The 16155-nt window shown below is 36.9% G+C and carries 11 protein-coding genes; 9 read left to right on the forward strand and 2 right to left on the reverse strand.

All coding sequences use genetic code 11. From position 1 onward, the window contains the following. Both tssA and tssH read right to left on the reverse strand, forming a co-directional pair. Positions 1-1128: a type VI secretion system protein TssA gene (gene tssA / locus B9T23_RS04365; protein WP_086193147.1), complete on the reverse strand. Its 1128-nt coding sequence runs from the start codon at positions 1126-1128 to the stop codon at positions 1-3. A 39-nt stretch (positions 1129-1167) separates the two neighbouring features. Then, positions 1168-3849, reverse strand: coding sequence for a type VI secretion system ATPase TssH (gene tssH / locus B9T23_RS04370; protein ID WP_086193148.1), 2682 nt, complete (start codon positions 3847-3849; stop codon positions 1168-1170). Between the two features lie 484 nt (positions 3850-4333). On the opposite strand from tssH, the gene B9T23_RS04375 reads away from it, so the two are divergent. The 9 genes from B9T23_RS04375 (at position 4334) to tssM (ending at position 16117) form a co-directional block, all read left to right on the forward strand. Continuing rightward, positions 4334-4951 (forward strand): hypothetical protein, encoded by a 618-nt coding sequence (locus B9T23_RS04375; protein WP_143222500.1) that lies wholly within the window; start codon positions 4334-4336, stop codon positions 4949-4951. A 15-nt stretch (positions 4952-4966) separates the two neighbouring features. Continuing rightward, complete coding sequence (gene tssB / locus B9T23_RS04380) at positions 4967-5470, forward strand: type VI secretion system contractile sheath small subunit (RefSeq protein WP_086193150.1); 504 nt, start codon at positions 4967-4969, stop codon at positions 5468-5470. Further along, the gene (gene tssC, locus B9T23_RS04385; protein ID WP_086193151.1) at positions 5463-6944 is read left to right on the forward strand and encodes a type VI secretion system contractile sheath large subunit; all 1482 of its coding nucleotides are present in this window, start codon (positions 5463-5465) and stop codon (positions 6942-6944) included. The genes tssB and tssC overlap by 8 nt, the downstream gene beginning before the upstream one ends. Positions 6945-6995: 51 nt before the next feature. Beyond that, positions 6996-7499, forward strand: coding sequence for an Hcp family type VI secretion system effector (locus B9T23_RS04390; RefSeq protein ID WP_086193152.1), 504 nt, complete (start codon positions 6996-6998; stop codon positions 7497-7499). A 75-nt stretch (positions 7500-7574) separates the two neighbouring features. Then, positions 7575-8051, forward strand: a complete 477-nt coding sequence (gene tssE, locus B9T23_RS04395; RefSeq protein ID WP_086193153.1) for a type VI secretion system baseplate subunit TssE — start codon at positions 7575-7577, stop codon at positions 8049-8051. A gap of 11 nt (positions 8052-8062) precedes the next feature. Continuing rightward, a complete protein-coding gene (gene tssF, locus B9T23_RS04400; RefSeq protein WP_086193154.1) occupies positions 8063-9871 on the forward strand; it encodes a type VI secretion system baseplate subunit TssF in 1809 nt (602 codons plus the stop codon). After that, positions 9835-10830 carry a type VI secretion system baseplate subunit TssG gene (gene tssG / locus B9T23_RS04405; protein ID WP_086193155.1) on the forward strand — a complete coding sequence of 332 codons (996 nt, stop codon included), beginning with the start codon at positions 9835-9837 and terminating at the stop codon, positions 10828-10830. The genes tssF and tssG overlap by 37 nt, the downstream gene beginning before the upstream one ends. Then, complete coding sequence (locus tag B9T23_RS04410; RefSeq protein WP_086193156.1) at positions 10827-12263, forward strand: hypothetical protein; 1437 nt, start codon at positions 10827-10829, stop codon at positions 12261-12263. Before tssG ends, B9T23_RS04410 begins: the two co-directional genes overlap by 4 nt. Before the next feature lie 35 nt (positions 12264-12298). After that, positions 12299-16117, forward strand: coding sequence for a type VI secretion system membrane subunit TssM (tssM, locus tag B9T23_RS04415; protein WP_086193157.1), 3819 nt, complete (start codon positions 12299-12301; stop codon positions 16115-16117). Positions 16118-16155 lie beyond the last annotated feature (38 nt).

Consider the following 16155-nt stretch of genomic DNA (forward strand, 5'->3'; position numbering starts at 1 on the left):
TTACCAATCGTTATTTGTGTCATGATTATTTTTTTGTACACCTAAAAGCTCATATACAGTTTCTAATGGTTTTTCATTTTTTATGACTTGGCTGAGCCATTCATGTAATGGCATCTGGCTCCATTTAATGGTTTTTTGCAGCATATAGCTGACTGGACTATGTGGCTCATTGGCCTGAAAATAATCGGCAATGTCTTGTAGAACTTGCATGGCCTGTTCACGATTTGCCACATGTTTTTGCACTTGCGGTTGAAATTTTTGTGGATGCCTTGAGGTTATTGTGGATGTGATTTCAATGGATGAAGGAATAGCTTCAGGCGAATTTTTTGTTTCAGATTCAGGGCTTATTCGATGTGTAACTTCTGCTTGCGAACTGAAGACATTGGTTTTATATATTTTTTTCAGATTGCTATGAATAGATTCCAATTGTGAATCTATTGCGGCAAAACTTGGAGCATCTAGGCCCATTAAGCCATTCAGTATATCTTTTAAAATATTCCACTGTTTCAAAATTTCTAAATAGGTTTGATAATTTTGATATTGAAAAGATTTAGAGGTATTAAACAGTGCTTGTTCAAGTTGCTCAAGTGATGCGTTCACCTGAACATCTTCATTCTCTTCAGTATGTTTACGGCGTAAATTTTGTTGATGCAATAAAGCCTCATAATCAATTAAAGAATAAAAAGGTGACGTATTCACCACAGGGATATTTTTAATTAATACTGGTAGTTGATTAATCAGTCCTTGTAGCAGACCCAGACGTTGATCCAAATCATCCTCTTCAATTTCGGGATGCAACAATATCCAGAAGTTACTTAAGCTACGTTGGGTTAATTCCAAACCTTTGGCTACACCGTCAAAACCATACAGGTTTGACCATGATTCAATTAACCAGCTATATAACCGAATATCTTTGGTTTTTTCAGTCAACAATTTAGTGGCTTTTGTATTTACAAAGTTCCAATCTGCCTGTTTAGGCTCAGCAATCCAGTCACCTTGATCTAACAGCGGGTCATCCTGAGTTTTTGCTTTCTTAATGGCATGAAACTCATTTGAAAATGAACAATCAATCCCGCACGGAGCTTCATCTGAAATTTCTTTTAGTAATGCTTCGAGTTCTAAACTCATGTTGTGCCTTTCTCATGTTTTTTTTAAAGTTTTTTAAAATTATGCTTCTAAAACGTTGGTTTTTTTCGTACGTTTTTTTGTTGTTTTAGCTAATGGGTCAAGTTGATAAACAATTTCATCATCCTGAACATCAATAAATATTTGTTTAGGTAGCTTCTGTTCTGCTAAGCAAACTAAAATGTGTGTGGCTAAAGCAGGCAATACCGATACATTCAGGATATTATCAACATTGCGTGCGCCACTATCCACTTCGGTGCAACGGCTGAGTAGTAATTCAATCAAGTCTTCACTATAGGTAACTTTGCTTAAATATTGTTGTTCTAAACGTGCAGTAATTTTTCCCAATTTTTGCTTAATGATACGTAGCAGTAATTCATCATGTAAAGGGAAGTAAGGAACAACACGCATACGGCCTAAAAATGCCGGCTTAAACTGTTGATATAAACTTGGCTTTAATTGATCGATTAATTCTTCTGCCGTTGGCCATTCCTCAACAGCTAAGTTCAAGCAGGCTTGCATAATGGCACTTGAACCTGTATTAGACGTCAACAGGATCGTAGTATTTTTAAAGTCAATTAAACGACCTTCACCATCTTCAAGCATGCCTTTATCAAAAACCTGATAAAATAATTCCTGAACATCACGATGTGCTTTTTCAATTTCATCAAGCAAGACAACACTATAGGGATTACGTCGTACCGCTTCAGTTAAAACACCCCCTTGACCATATCCAACATAGCCTGGAGGAGCACCTTTAAGCGATGAAACCGTATGTGCTTCTTGATATTCAGACATATTGATAGTAATCAAGTGAGATTCACCCCCATATAATTCATGCGCAAGGGCTAAAGCTGTTTCAGTTTTACCTACACCACTTGGACCCACCAATAAAAATACACCTTGTGGTTTATTTGGATCTTCTAGTTTTACTTTCGAAGTTTTGATACCCTGAACCAGTTGCTGCAATGCATAATCTTGTCCCATTACACGTTCAGCAAGTTTGTCTTCTAAAGTTAAAATCTGTTTAATTTCATCACTGACCATTTTCCTTACAGGAATACCGGTCCAGTCTGAAATAATTTCATTAATCATTTGTGCATTTACGCGTTCAAACACTAAAGGTGTCGAACCTTGTGTAGCAGCTAATTGTTGACGAAGGGCGGAAATCGTGTGTTTATCTTGATCTGAGTGTTCAGCTGACTGATCTTGTTGTTCTAGAAATTGAATCTGTTGAACAAGTTTAAGTTCAGATTGCCATTGTTGTTCCGTAGCTATAATTTCAGATTCAAGTAATTCAATTTTCTGATCTAACGCTTCTAAACGTTCATGATGAATAGGTAGGTGATTATGCTCGTTTTCTAAAATATTGCGTTCAAGGGTTAAATTATGCAGTTGTGCTTGAAGTTGATCCAACTTTACCGGTTGGGCATTTTGCGTGAGTGCAACACGCGCGGCTGCTGTATCGAGTACGCTAATCGCTTTATCCGGAAGTTGACGTCCACTAATATAACGATGCGAAGAATGTACTGCTGTCACAATCGCTTCATCATCAATCTGCAAATTAAAATGCTTTGCCATCACAGGAATCATTGCGCGTAGCATATCAATAGCAACTGCTTCATTTGGTTCTTCAATTTTAACCATTTGAAAACGACGGCTTAATGCGGCATCTTTCTCGAAATATTGCTTATATTCAGCCCAAGTGGTTGCAGCGATAGTTCGTAATTCACCACGAGCTAAAGCGGGTTTGAGTAAATTGGCCGCATCATTCTGACCTGCCTGACCACCCGCACCAATCAAGGTATGAGCTTCATCAATAAATAGGATAATGGGGTGACTTGAGCTTTGAACTTCCTGAATCACTTGTTTTAAACGGTTTTCAAATTCACCTTTAACACTGGCACCTGCTTGTAATAGGCCCATATCCAGAACATGCAAATGCACATTTTTTAGGGCATCAGGAACTTGATTGTTGGCAATTTTTAGGGCTAAACCTTCAACAACTGCGGTTTTTCCAACCCCAGGCTCGCCTGTTAAAATCGGATTGTTCTGACGACGGCGCATTAAAATATCAAGCATCAAGCGAATTTCAAATTCACGGCCAATCACTGGGTCAATCGCACCATTTTTTGCTTTTTCAGTTAAGTTGATAGTGTATTGATCCAGAGCAGGTGTTTTTTTCGATGTTTGTACTAATTGCTCTTGGTGTATTGTTGCATCTCGATGATGTTCATCTTGTTCAGATTCTTGCTCAATACTGTGTGAACATACATCCAAGAACTTATGCTTCATAGTATCAATCGGGAACAATTCAAATAAACTCGAAGCACGGGCTGCAATTTGATAAAGATCAGAAGCCGTTAATAATGCAACCAGTAGATGCCCACTTCGAATTAACGGTTTTTGTTCTGCCGAAGCTAACAACCAGGCTTGCTCTAATAGACGTACGATTGATTTTGCAAAAATAGGGGTTCGGGCATTGCCTTTAGGTAATTGTGAAATACTTTGTTTTAAATCATCAATTAAACCATCAGTAGAAATTTTGTATTTTTCTAATAACAACTGTAAATCATTTTTTGCAGCATTCTGTAGAAGTTCTAAAAAGAAATGTTCAATTTCTATTTCATAATTTTGTTGAAAAATACACGTATTGGCAGATTTTTCCAGTGCCAGGCGGGCACAAGAAGATAATTTTGTGATCAAAATTTTTAAATTATTCATATGTTACTCAACATTCTAAAACAACAATCAGTTTTTATTTTTATTTCAATCATGAATTGATCGGATCTTATATTTTTTAAATTTTTATTAAAAACAATGCCTTATGTTTTTATATGTTAAAGCATCTGGCATATTCTACACATTTCTTTCGAAATATTAAAAAATATTTGATCAAAATTAGGTGCTTTTACATAAATAAACAATAAATCATGACAAATAGTGCCGGTTACTGTTAATTTTCTGTTGACTTAAGGTGGTTATTTTTTGTTAAATTCGCAACGTTGATTTAAAGTCATAAAAATTAAACTAAATTGAGAAAATCGTGGAATATGATTTAACTCAGATAAACAATAAAATTTAAAATTAGAATAATTAGAGGCATCTTTTGAATAAAAATATATTTTTTATCCCCTTGATTGTAATGATCTCGGTGAGTCAATTTACTTTTGCTAATCAAAACCCAATCGAACTAAAAAAAGGGTGTATGAAAGATTATCCTTTAGTTACTGGCGAAACTGACCAAGACTTACTCAATATTTATAGCCAGATATGCGATAAAAAGAATAAGAAAAATATTGCCTTGCAAAATGAATTATTGATTCAAGCTGCACAAAAATATCAACAACTTGGGAAGAATCTGAAAGCATTACAGTTGGTGGAAAGTTTAGGTCAACAAAATATTCAACGTACTACACTTACGGATATTGCCTTTCTTGCAGGGGTGGGTATTGCCGAGAGTTCTTTGCAGCATATGCGTTCCAATGAAGTACGTTATTTAAGTGCGCAAACGACTTATCCAGCAGCTAAAAAATTGTCGGATCATATTCAGATCTCATTACCTGAACCTGATACATCTGATGCGCAGGCCATCACGGATGCGTCAATTAAACAAAAAAAATTCTCAAAAACCACTTTCAATAAAAATGCGTCCTTGAACCGTTCGGCTTATAAAGCCACTCAGTTGAATCACCCAAAAAATATCAATGTACAACTCAAAATAGTTAAAGCACCTGCACGAAACACGATAGCAGCGACCAAACCACAAAACCGCAATACGATAACTTCTGGTTCAAGCCCATTTGCTTCATTCAATAAAAACTAAAATAGGAGAACATTCATGGCTAAACGTGAAAGTGTGCAAAAAAAATTACAACGAATTCGTCCACCCCGTGTACAACTGACCTACGATGTAGAAGTTGGAGATGGTAAAGAAATTAAAGAGTTACCCTTTGTAATTGGGGTGTTAGGTGACTTTTCAGCGGCTTCAGAATTAGAAAAAACAAAGTTAAAAGATAAAAAATTTATTAATGTTGATTTGGATAACATTGATGAGGTTATGCAATCACTTGCGCCACGTGCAACTTTTCAGGTCGAAAACACTTTAACTGAAGAAGGCGGACGTATGTCAGTCGACTTAACTTTTAACTCGATGCAAGATTTTCGTCCGGAAAATGTAGTACAGCAGGTTGATCCTTTACGTAAATTGGTAGAAGCACGTGAACGTTTAACGGATTTACGCAACAAAATTTCGAATAATGAACGTCTTGAAGACTTACTTGATGAAGTTTTACAGAATACTGATCAAGTTCGTAGATTAAGCGCGGAGGCAGAACATGAATAATTTACAAACTGCTCATGCGACCAATACCGATGTTGAAGAATTCACTTTGCTGGACTCTATTGTGGAGCAAAGCCGTATTGCCCGTAATGATGAAGAACATGACCGTGCAAAAAGCTTAATTGGCGAATTAGCAAAAGAAGTTATGGCGGGAACTATTATAGTTTCTGAAAATATGACTTTGTCGCTTGATAAACGAATTGCAGAAATTGATGCCTTGATTTCAAACCAGTTAAGTAAAATTATTCATCATGAACAATTTCAAAAAATTGAATCAACATGGCGTGGTTTATATTATTTCTGCCAGGAAACACCCTCACATTCTCTAATCAAAATTCGTATGCTCAATACGACTAAAAAAGAACTGACGAAAGATTTTCAGGGTGCGACAGATTTTGACCAAAGCACATTGTTTAAAAAAATCTATGAAGAAGAATATGGTTCATTTGGTGGTGCACCATATGCAACTTTAATTGGTGATTTTGAATTTGATCGCACGCCATCAGATATGTATTTGTTGGAGCAAATTTCTCATGTGGCAGCTGCGGCACATGCACCATTTATTTCAGCAGCAAGTCCCAACATGCTTGGACTTGAATCATTTACTGACATTGATCGGCCACGTGATGTTTCTAAGATTTTTGAAACGGCTGAATATGTGCAATGGCGTTCATTTCGTGAAAGTGATGATGCACGCTATGTCGCATTAACCATGCCACGTGTATTAGGTCGTCTGCCATATCATCCTAAAGAGGGTACTGCAACTGAAGGATTTAACTTCATAGAAGAAGTTTCCGGTCAAAACCATAATGAATATTTATGGATGAATGCGGCTTATGCATTTGCGACACGTTTAACCAATGCTTTTGATATGCATGGTTGGTGTGCAGCCATTCGTGGTGTTGAAGGTGGGGGCCTGGTTGAAGGTTTACCGGTGCATACTTTTAAAACCCATGATGGTGAAGTCGTATTTAAGTGTCCAACTGAAACTGCCATTACCGACCGTCGTGAAAAAGAACTCAGTGATTTAGGCTTTATTCCGCTGGTGCATTGTAAAAATACAGATTATGCCGCTTTCTTTGGTGCGCAATCGACTCAAAAACCGAAGAAATATGATAGTGATACAGCAAATGCCAATTCTGCTTTATCGAGTCAGATTCAATACATTATGGCGGTTTCTCGTATTGCCCATTATTTAAAAGCCATGATGCGTGACAAAGTGGGTAGTTTTGCCTCTGCTGGAAATGTTGAAGCATTTTTAAATGAATGGTTATCGCAATACGTTTTGTTAGACGATGGAGCCTCACAAGAAGCGAAAGCACAATATCCGCTTCGTGAAGCTTCAGTAAAAGTTGTAGAAAATCCAGCTCAACCTGGACACTACAAATCTGTGGTCTTCTTAAGACCGCATTTTCAATTGGATGAGTTGTCAGTTTCTTTACGACTTGTTACTGAGTTACCTCAGTCCTCTCATTAATTAGAGTGCAATTTATAATAATTTAAAATTAAAATAGGAAAATCTATAAAAATGAAAGATATATACGTACAATTTCGAGGGAAATATAAAGTTGACGGCGAATCTCGTGACTCAGAGCACAAAGATTGGCTGGAAGTGAACTCTTGGGCGCACAATATCCGCCAACCAAAATCTGCAACATCTTCAAGTGTTGGTGGTCATACTGCTGAACGTGTTGAACATTCAGATATGCTGTTTGTTAAAGATCTTGATGCAACCAGTCCAAAACTTTGGGAAGCTTGTTCAGCCGGTTATACCTTTGATGAAGTTCAAATCGATTTTTATCGCGCAAATGGTGATAAACGTATTAAATATCTTCAAATAAAACTAAAACATGTTCTTGTATCAAGCGTAACGCCACACGTAAATGAAGAAGGTGTACCTACTGAATCATTCGGTTTGAAATATGCAGCGGTAGAGTGGACCTATAATCAACAAGATATTAACGGCACACAAAAAGGTGCTGTAACTAAGAAATGGTCACTTTCAAATAATACAGCATCTTACGCTGCATAATTTGGTGATAAAAATAGTGGCTAACCTATGTTGGCCTCTATTTCTTCATCAATTACATGAATAAATAAGAAAAATATGAATTTAGATCAACTCTATCCATATGGTTTTAGAACCACTTTATTTGACCGTTTATTGCCTGAAACCGAGCAAAATTATCAGGGAATATCGCTTCAACAACTACGGGAATCTGTTGCTTCGGATTTAGAGGATTTGCTAAATAGCCGCATGGCTAAATTGGATGATTTAATTGATGATTTTCCTTTAGCGAAACAATCTATTTTGCAATTTGGGATTATCGATTTTGTTGGTTTATCTACCGCTAATCCAACTGATCGGGACAAAATTTGTCAATCCATTGAACAATCAATAGCTGCACACGAACCTAGATTACGACAAGTTAAAGTCGAGATGTTACTCGATGGTCATAATATGGGAGCCTTAGGTTTAAGCATTCAAGCCTATTTAAACATTCATCCTCTATTTGAACCGGTTATTTTTGATGCTTTATTAAAACCGACAACACAACAATATGTTATTTCCGCACGAGCTTAAGTGGGTTTTCTGTGATTGAAGAACTGTTACCGTATTATGAAAAGCAATTACAAGAATTTGGGCAACAATCGCGTGAATTTGCACAAAAATATCCAAAAATTGCTCAGCGTTTATCGCTTAATCAGGAACAAATAGATGATCCGCATATTGAGCGCTTGATTCAGGCTTTTTCACTTGTGGCTGCGCGTATCGATAAAAAGCTGGCAGACAGTTATGACGTTTTTACACGTTCATTATTCGAGGTGATGTTTCCTCAATACCTTAAACCTTTCCCTGCATGTTCAGTGGTGAGTTTTGAGGATATCAATAAGGTTAAACAACTGACTGAAGTTCATGAAATTACTAAATCAACAGCATTAAAGTCGCGTAGTTTTAAAGGGGTACAGTGTGAATTTACGACGACGATGCCAGTTAGATTACTGCCTATTTCATTGAATCATTTAAACTTTAAGACTAATCCAAGTGCGCATATGCATTTAAATCAAAATGCGACACTTAGTCTAAATTTTAAAATTTTCAATCAAAGTACAAAACAGTTAATTCATGAAAAATTACCGATTTATTTAGATGCAATTTCCAATTTCCCATTACAGATTTTAGATAACGTATTCACTAAAAGTACTGGATTTTCATTAAAAATGGGAAATGATTTTATTGAAATCACCAATCCATTTGAAGTGGTGGGTTTTGATGAGACAGAAAGTTTATTACCGGTTGATCAGCATACTCATCATGCTTATCGTTTGTTAATGGAATATTTTTGTTTTCCTGAAAAATTTAATTATCTAAATCTGGATTTAAATTTCTTAAAGCATTTACCCGCTGAGCAAAACGAATTTGAAGTGCTGATTCATTTAAAGTTAAATCTGAATGATCAGGCGTGTATTCGAAATTATGCTGAATTAAATGTCGCTAACTTTAAATTGTTTTCAGCGCCAGTGGTGAATCTATTTAATAAGCAAGCAGAACCCCAGAAAATCAATCATAAACAACTGGAATATTCCTTGGTGACAGATGCTCATCATCCCGAATTCTATCAAGTTTATTCAATTCTTGAGATGAATATGATTCGGGAAAAAAGTAATCAGGATCAGGTCACTTTTCCTGTTTTTCCATTTTTCGCCATGAGTCATTATCATCAGGATGAGGTGCAGTTTTTCTATAGTGTCAATCCCACGCAATTAAAAAATAAATCTCCTGAAACAGGCTACTCTATTATTTCAAAACACTTATCACCACAGAGTACCAAGTTTGATTTTATTAGTACTAGGTTATTGTGTTGCAATCGAGATTTGCCGCATGAGGCTTTAAGTCAGGCCAATAATGTCCTGACTTTGAATGATAGTAACTTGGCACGGCGCGCACTGGTATTAAAGCGCCCCAGCAAGCCCTATTATTTTAAACAAAATAAGAAAGAACAATGGCGTATTATTTCGCATTTGTCTTTGAATACCTTGTCGTTAATGAAAGACGATGCGGTCAGCCATATTAAAGAACTTTTAGAACTCTATAATTTATCTCAACTAAAAGAAAATCATCTCATTATCGATTCGATTAAAAATATCCATTTTTCTTTGACCCAAAAACTGGTTGAGGCCAAACCTTTTCCATTATTTGTACGGGGTATCAAAGTCAATTTAGCCATTGATGCACAAGTTTTTAGAGGGCATAGCCTATATATATTTACGCAGCTTTTAAGTCATGTTTTTAATTTAAAAGTTCAGATAAATAGTTATGTAGATGTCATTGTCAGTGATTCAAATAGCCAACAGGAGTTATACCAATGCGTGCAGAACGTTGGTGGCAAGAAGCTTCTGTAATTGATGATCTGATCACCATACCTACAGCTTATGAGTTTATTCAGGCGACACGTTTGTTACGGCACGTGCCAGATTCATTCAAAACTCAGTATTGGGCGAATGACTTTAAGTTTCACAGTTCTTTAAATCTTAATTTTCCGGTATCTGAGATTGAAACATTAAAACTGGACAATGAACACATACATATTACGAATTTGATTGTCGGTTTAACCGGTATGCAAGGGGCTTTACCTTATACTTATAGTCATAAAATTAAACACAGTACTCGGCAGCAGAAAGTAGAAACCATTAGCTTTCTGGGGTTGTTCAATCATAAGCTCACCGCACAATATGTAGATGCAAGCTTGACCTATCATTTACCAGTACGTTATGAAATTGAACAAGAAAATGATTATCTTGATATTCTGCATGCGTTAAATGGTTATGTCAGTTCACAACAAGATCAATCTGAATTAGATGATTATTTCGCTGAATTTTCAGGTTTAATGCAGGGGCAAAATAATACGGCTTATGCTTTAAGGACAATGCTGAAATGTATTTTTAAAACTGATTTTGAAATCAAAGAATTCATCGCAGAAAAGTTTAAATTAACAGATGAGCAAAAGACAACTTTAGGTGGTTTAAATACCAGTCTATTAGGTGTGAATACCTTTTGTGGTGAAAGTATCCAACAAATCGACGGGAAAATAGAAATCCAGATTGGTCCATTGTCCAGAACAGATTATCTCAGCTTTTTACCCCAGCAAAAAATGAGTGAAAAACTAAAAAAAATCCTCACAACCTGGTGTAGTCCAACCTTAATGGTGGATTTACGTTTAATGCTAAAAAAAGAAGACATACAGCCTCTTTGCTTAAATTCCAGCTCACAGCTTGGCTTGGCACAGGGGGCTTTTTTAATGCCTAAGCATGCTGAACATAATTTAGAAACCTGCTATGCATTATTGGGAGATATTCCATGATTAAATCCATTCTGGGAACGTTTAGCAGTATCTTTCTAATTGTCAGTATTGCAATTATTTATTATTGGCGGGATATTCAATATGATCCATCTAGCATGGATTTATTGTCATATTTTATTGTTTTACCTTTAGTTTTGTCTTTAATCCTGCTTTCACCATATTTAATTTATCAAGCTTACCATGTAGATAAAAAGCGTAAACAGCAACGAGAAATAGCTTTATTAGAACAACAATCGAATAAAAAAATATCAGAAACTAATGAAAAAGTTGAAGATGTTAAATGGCTGAATTTAAATATCTTCTCGTCATCCACATTCAGTGCATTCGGTGAAAATGAAAGTATTATGGATGCATTAAAAAACTTTAAAAGTCCTGAATTGGATCAGCACTTAACCAATGGCTATGGCTTACCTGTGTTGTCGTACAGAATTAAAGACTTAGATAATATCTTGGAACAACAAGACGATGATTCAGATATAGAAGAGAAGCAGGGGCGCTTGCAACGAATCCAAGCCTTAATTCAACACCAGTTAGAGCAGCAAAGCGAAATTCTATCGCAGGTGGCTGAACACTTAAAACAGTCTGCATTTTTTTATGATAGTGAACTGGCATACCAGTATCGCATGCATCCCGCATGGATCGACCCAGATGATCAAGCTAGTGAGGAAGATGATCAGGAAATTCAGATTGAACAAGTACCGCGTCTAAATCGACTGAATGTTCATATTTTATTATCAGATAACTTATTGGATTTTTGGGATGAAAATTCAAGCAATGAAATGCTGCTTAATTTTGTAGAATCTCTGGGCATTATTTCGCAGCAAATACATATCGAACATCATTTTATGAATCAGCAAAGTTCCTATAAAAATTGGCTGAATTTATTAGGTCAAATATCAGCACAATCACATGAAGTTTCATTGGTGATCAATGTGGATTCCGAAATTGATCAAGAATTGCTGGAGGAAAAAATGTGGCTATCGAATGATTATTTGGCTGCAGAATTTGCATCCAGCTGGTGCGTAGCAGCTCATGATGTGAAGATTAATCAGCTAGAAGCAATCCAGATTCTTAAAGTTGCACTCAATGTCCATGACCTAAGAACTTATCTAAATGAGGCTATGCCTAATTATGCAGAACAGATCCAGCAGGAACAGCCTTTTGTACTGCTTTTAGATGATGCAACTGATAGCAAAGTGATTAAAAAAACCAACCAGATATTTGCCCCGATGTTAATAGAAACACATCATTTTTTATATATAAAACAAAGTTTCGGTCATACACTATCACTCGCAAAAATTTTTGGCTTTATGTTAGGCATGCATCTGCCAGAGGAACTTGCGGCAATGATATACAGTACGGATCAAGCTTCAACCCATGCTTTTTTTCAAGCAGTTGCCGAATCAAATCAATTTGAAGAACAAGTCATTTAAATATTAATAAAAATTAAGAAAACAACGAGAATCGCATGTTTTATACCATTTTAGGTTATGTCTGGCAGTATGTAACTCATCCTAAAGCCATCATTGCATTATCTTTTTTACTGGCATTGGTGTCTTCATATAACGTCATTCCCCGAAATATTTTTTGGGCGTTAGTTACAGCTTATGTTTTGGCACTCATCGGCTATGGCATATATTGGCTGATTCAAAAATATCGTCATACTCAAAAAGGTGAATTCCTTGCTGAAGCCATTCAACATGATACCCAGACTGAATATGGCAAACAGAAAGATAAAGATGAATTACAGCTGGTCAATCAGCAAATGAAAGAATCGATCCAGTTGATTCGTAAGTCAAAGCTGGGAGATAAGAAGGGCAATGCAGCTTTATATGAGTTGCCTTGGTATATGGTGATTGGTAACCCTGCTGCAGGTAAAAGTTCGGCTATTTATCATTCTGGGCTGAAATTTCCCTTTGAAGCATCACATCAAAATATGCTTTCTTCAAGCTTAAGTGGGACGCGAAACTGCGATTGGTTTTTCTCGACCGAAGGAGTGTTTCTTGATACGGCAGGGCGTTATTCGGTTTATGCTGAAGATCATTCAGAATGGTTAGGCTTTTTAGGTTTATTAAAGAAAAGCCGTTCTAAGGCACCCATTAACGGTTTGATCGTGATTGTCAGTATTGCGGAGCTAGTGAGCCAAAGTCCGGAAAAATCAATCAAACTGGCGAAAAACTTAAGGGCACGGATTCAAGACTTAACTGAACGTTTAGAGATTTTTGCACCGGTCTATTTGGTGTTTTCTAAAATGGATTTGATTGCAGGATTTACTGAATTTTTTGAATGTTATGAAGTTAATGAATTTGATCAGGTGTGGGGTGCAACCTTAAAGTATGATCCGAATTCTGCAAATAATGCCGTTGAGCTTTTTGAACAGCATTATTCTGTGTTATATGATGGTTTAAAAGGACTAAGCACCACGCATCTCAGTCGACGTCATTCGCAAAATATCTCACCGAGTGTAATGACATTTCCTTTGGAGTTTAAAAGCCTAAAACCAGTCCTAAAAACCTTTATTGGCACTTTATTTGAAGAAAATCCCTATCAGTTTAAACCAGTCTTCCGTGGCTTTTATTTCACTAGTGCCTTGCAAGAAGGGATGATTGAAAGTCCAATGACTGAACAGCTTGCACAGGATTTTAATTTATCTAAAAGCCCAAATAGTGAAAATGGCATACCGACCAATTCGATTGCGCAAAATCACGGTTACTTCCTGAAAGGTTTATTTTTAGATGTGATTTTGAAAGACAAGAATCTGGTTAAACAGCATATTAATCCGGGACGTAAGAAACAGCGTTATCTTGGATTTATTGCCGCATTATTGGGCGTGTCGATTATTCTCAGTTTATGGGTATGGTCATATCGTAATAATCAACAGCTGATTGCTGATGTTCAGGCTGATCTGTACAAGGTTGTGCAACTTGAAAAACAGTCTGGACAAGAGCTATCTACCCAATTGAATGCTTTGTTAATTTTACAAGAGCGTATGCAACAACTTGATCAGTTCGAGGAAGATCAACCTATTCAATTTGGTTTTGGTTTGTATCAAGGTAATGAATTACATGACAAGTTAAAAGTAGAATATTTAAAAGGCGTAAAGCAAATTGTTTTACAGCCCACACAGCAGAATATTGTGCAGTATTTACAACGGGTAAAAGGCAACGAAGCAAGCTTAAAAACCAATCATGTCAATGTAGAAATAAAACAGGTTGCTAAAAATCAACAATATTTAGAGCCGTCTGAAACCAATCCTCAAGATGCTTATAATGCATTAAAGGCTTATTTGATGATGAGCAACTCACAGTATATGGAGACAAGTCATTTAAGTGATCAAGTGACACGCTTCTGGCGTTCTTGGCTGGATTCAAACCGAGGACAAATGCCGCGTGGTGAAATGATCCAGAAAGCGGAGCAAATTTTATCCTACAGTATGACGCTAGCGAATGATCAGCAGTTTTCGGTACTTGAAGCCGATTCTTTGGTGGTGGATCAAGCACGTCAGGTTCTATTGTCTGTCATTCGCGGCATGCCTGCACGTGACCGTGTCTATAATGAAATTAAAATGCGTGCAGCAGTTCGTTATCCGGCAGTCACTGTGAAGCAGTTAGTCGGGGAAAGTAGCCAAAATACAGTATTGGGCAGTTATGCCTTACCTGGCATATTTACCTACAAAGCATGGTCTGATTATGTGGAAAAAGCGATTGATGAAGCGGCGAACCGTCCAACGGATAGTAAGGATTGGGTGTTAAACAGCACACAATCGGATGATCTGACTTTTAGTGGAAGTCCAGACCAGATTCGCAAGCAGTTAACTGCATTATATAAACAGGAATATATTGCTGAATGGCGTAAATTCTTGAATGGCATTCACTACGCAAAAAACAGTGACTTCAAACAACAAGCGAAAAATATTGAAATATTGGGTGAACCAGAAAATTCACCCATTCGTACTATTGTGAATCATATTGCGAGAGAAACCAGTTGGGATAATCCTGTTGTTCAGGCAGAACTCGCTGCACCGCAAACAGGTTTCGTGGCATGGTTTAAACATAAAGTTTTAAGTAATGATGAAACTAAGGTTTCACAACAGGCATCGAATCAGGCACAGGGTGTGATTTCAAAAGAATTCCAGATGTTCTATCACATGGTTCGTAAGCGTGATGATCAGCAGAACAAATCATTATTAGATGAATACATGCAATCACTTGCCCAAGTACGGAGCAAGTTTAACGATCTAAAAAGTGCAGGTGATATTGGTCCTTCAGCCATGACTTTAGTCAAGCAAACCATTAATGATCAAAATTCAGTCTTTAATAGTACCCAGAAAATTATTGATGAAAAAATGTCCGTTGGGCTGAATGAACTGGATCAACAGGTTTTACAAAAATTATTAATGAATCCGCTAATACAGTCATTTGATAGTTTATTAATTCCTGCTCAGGATGAGCTTAATAAATTATGGATGCTGCAAGCCAATCAACCCTTTACAGCGAATTTAAGTCAGAAATATCCATTTAATTCTTCTGCGAGCTTACAAGCAACCAGTCATGAGATTAGTCAAATTTTGGGTGAAAATGGCAGCATTGCACGCTTTGTGAAAGACAATCTTGACCCATTGGTCATTCGTCGTGGCTATACCTTAACCTCTAAAACCTGGAAGGATTTAGGGCTGAGTCTGAATCCTCAATTTGTCATGAATTTCCAGAGTTATGTGGCACCAAGTCATGGTATGGCAACAGGAGAATTGAATCAGACCAAAGCACCTGTGGCAGCCAATCAATCAAACTTTCAATTTTACCCATTGGAAAATACCCAGCTACTTTCTTATACCATTGATATTGATGGACAAAGAATGGTCTATGAAAATGGCATTCAACAATGGGTAAATTTTGTCTGGCCAAACCAAGGTTCTATTCCCGGCGCACGTATTACAGCTGTGGATTTAGAAGGGCAAACCCATACGATTTTTGATGAGCCGGGTGAATATGGCATTAACCGCTTAATTGATCGTGCGCAGCGTACCCAACGCGGTGGTAGTTTTGAAATGATTTGGAAAGATCAACAAAATCCGAACTTGGCTGTGAAAGTGAATTTCCGTTTGATTAGTGGCAATTCAGGACAGATTGGTTCAAGCCGTGGCTATGCCGGCATGCAATTGGTTAATCAGGTGGTAAATAATAAATCCATACGTGTTGTCGCTGCGCAAGCAGCACCGAAACCTGTAACGGCAGTTAAAGCCAATGCAATGTCTCCATTAACGGATCTTAATGGAGCAACACCATGATGGATAAAAGACGAATCATCAAAATAATAAAAAGAGCA

Origin of the sequence: Acinetobacter terrae, assembly GCF_002135195.1 — a bacterium.
Lineage (GTDB): Bacteria > Pseudomonadota > Gammaproteobacteria > Pseudomonadales > Moraxellaceae > Acinetobacter > Acinetobacter terrae.

Excerpts from the sequence above, each read along its gene's own strand:
- tssM (WP_086193157.1), top strand. The coding sequence starts at position 12,299 with ATGTTTTATACCATTTTAGGTTATGTCTGGCAGTATGTAACTCATCCT.
- tssH (WP_086193148.1), bottom strand. The coding sequence starts at position 3,849 with ATGAATAATTTAAAAATTTTGATCACAAAATTATCTTCTTGTGCCCGC.
- B9T23_RS04375 (WP_143222500.1), top strand. The coding sequence starts at position 4,334 with ATGAAAGATTATCCTTTAGTTACTGGCGAAACTGACCAAGACTTACTC.
- B9T23_RS04390 (WP_086193152.1), top strand. The coding sequence starts at position 6,996 with ATGAAAGATATATACGTACAATTTCGAGGGAAATATAAAGTTGACGGC.
- tssA (WP_086193147.1), bottom strand. The coding sequence starts at position 1,128 with ATGAGTTTAGAACTCGAAGCATTACTAAAAGAAATTTCAGATGAAGCT.
- tssG (WP_086193155.1), top strand. The coding sequence starts at position 9,835 with ATGCGTGCAGAACGTTGGTGGCAAGAAGCTTCTGTAATTGATGATCTG.
- B9T23_RS04410 (WP_086193156.1), top strand. The coding sequence starts at position 10,827 with ATGATTAAATCCATTCTGGGAACGTTTAGCAGTATCTTTCTAATTGTC.
- tssB (WP_086193150.1), top strand. The coding sequence starts at position 4,967 with ATGGCTAAACGTGAAAGTGTGCAAAAAAAATTACAACGAATTCGTCCA.
- tssE (WP_086193153.1), top strand. The coding sequence starts at position 7,575 with ATGAATTTAGATCAACTCTATCCATATGGTTTTAGAACCACTTTATTT.
- tssC (WP_086193151.1), top strand. The coding sequence starts at position 5,463 with ATGAATAATTTACAAACTGCTCATGCGACCAATACCGATGTTGAAGAA.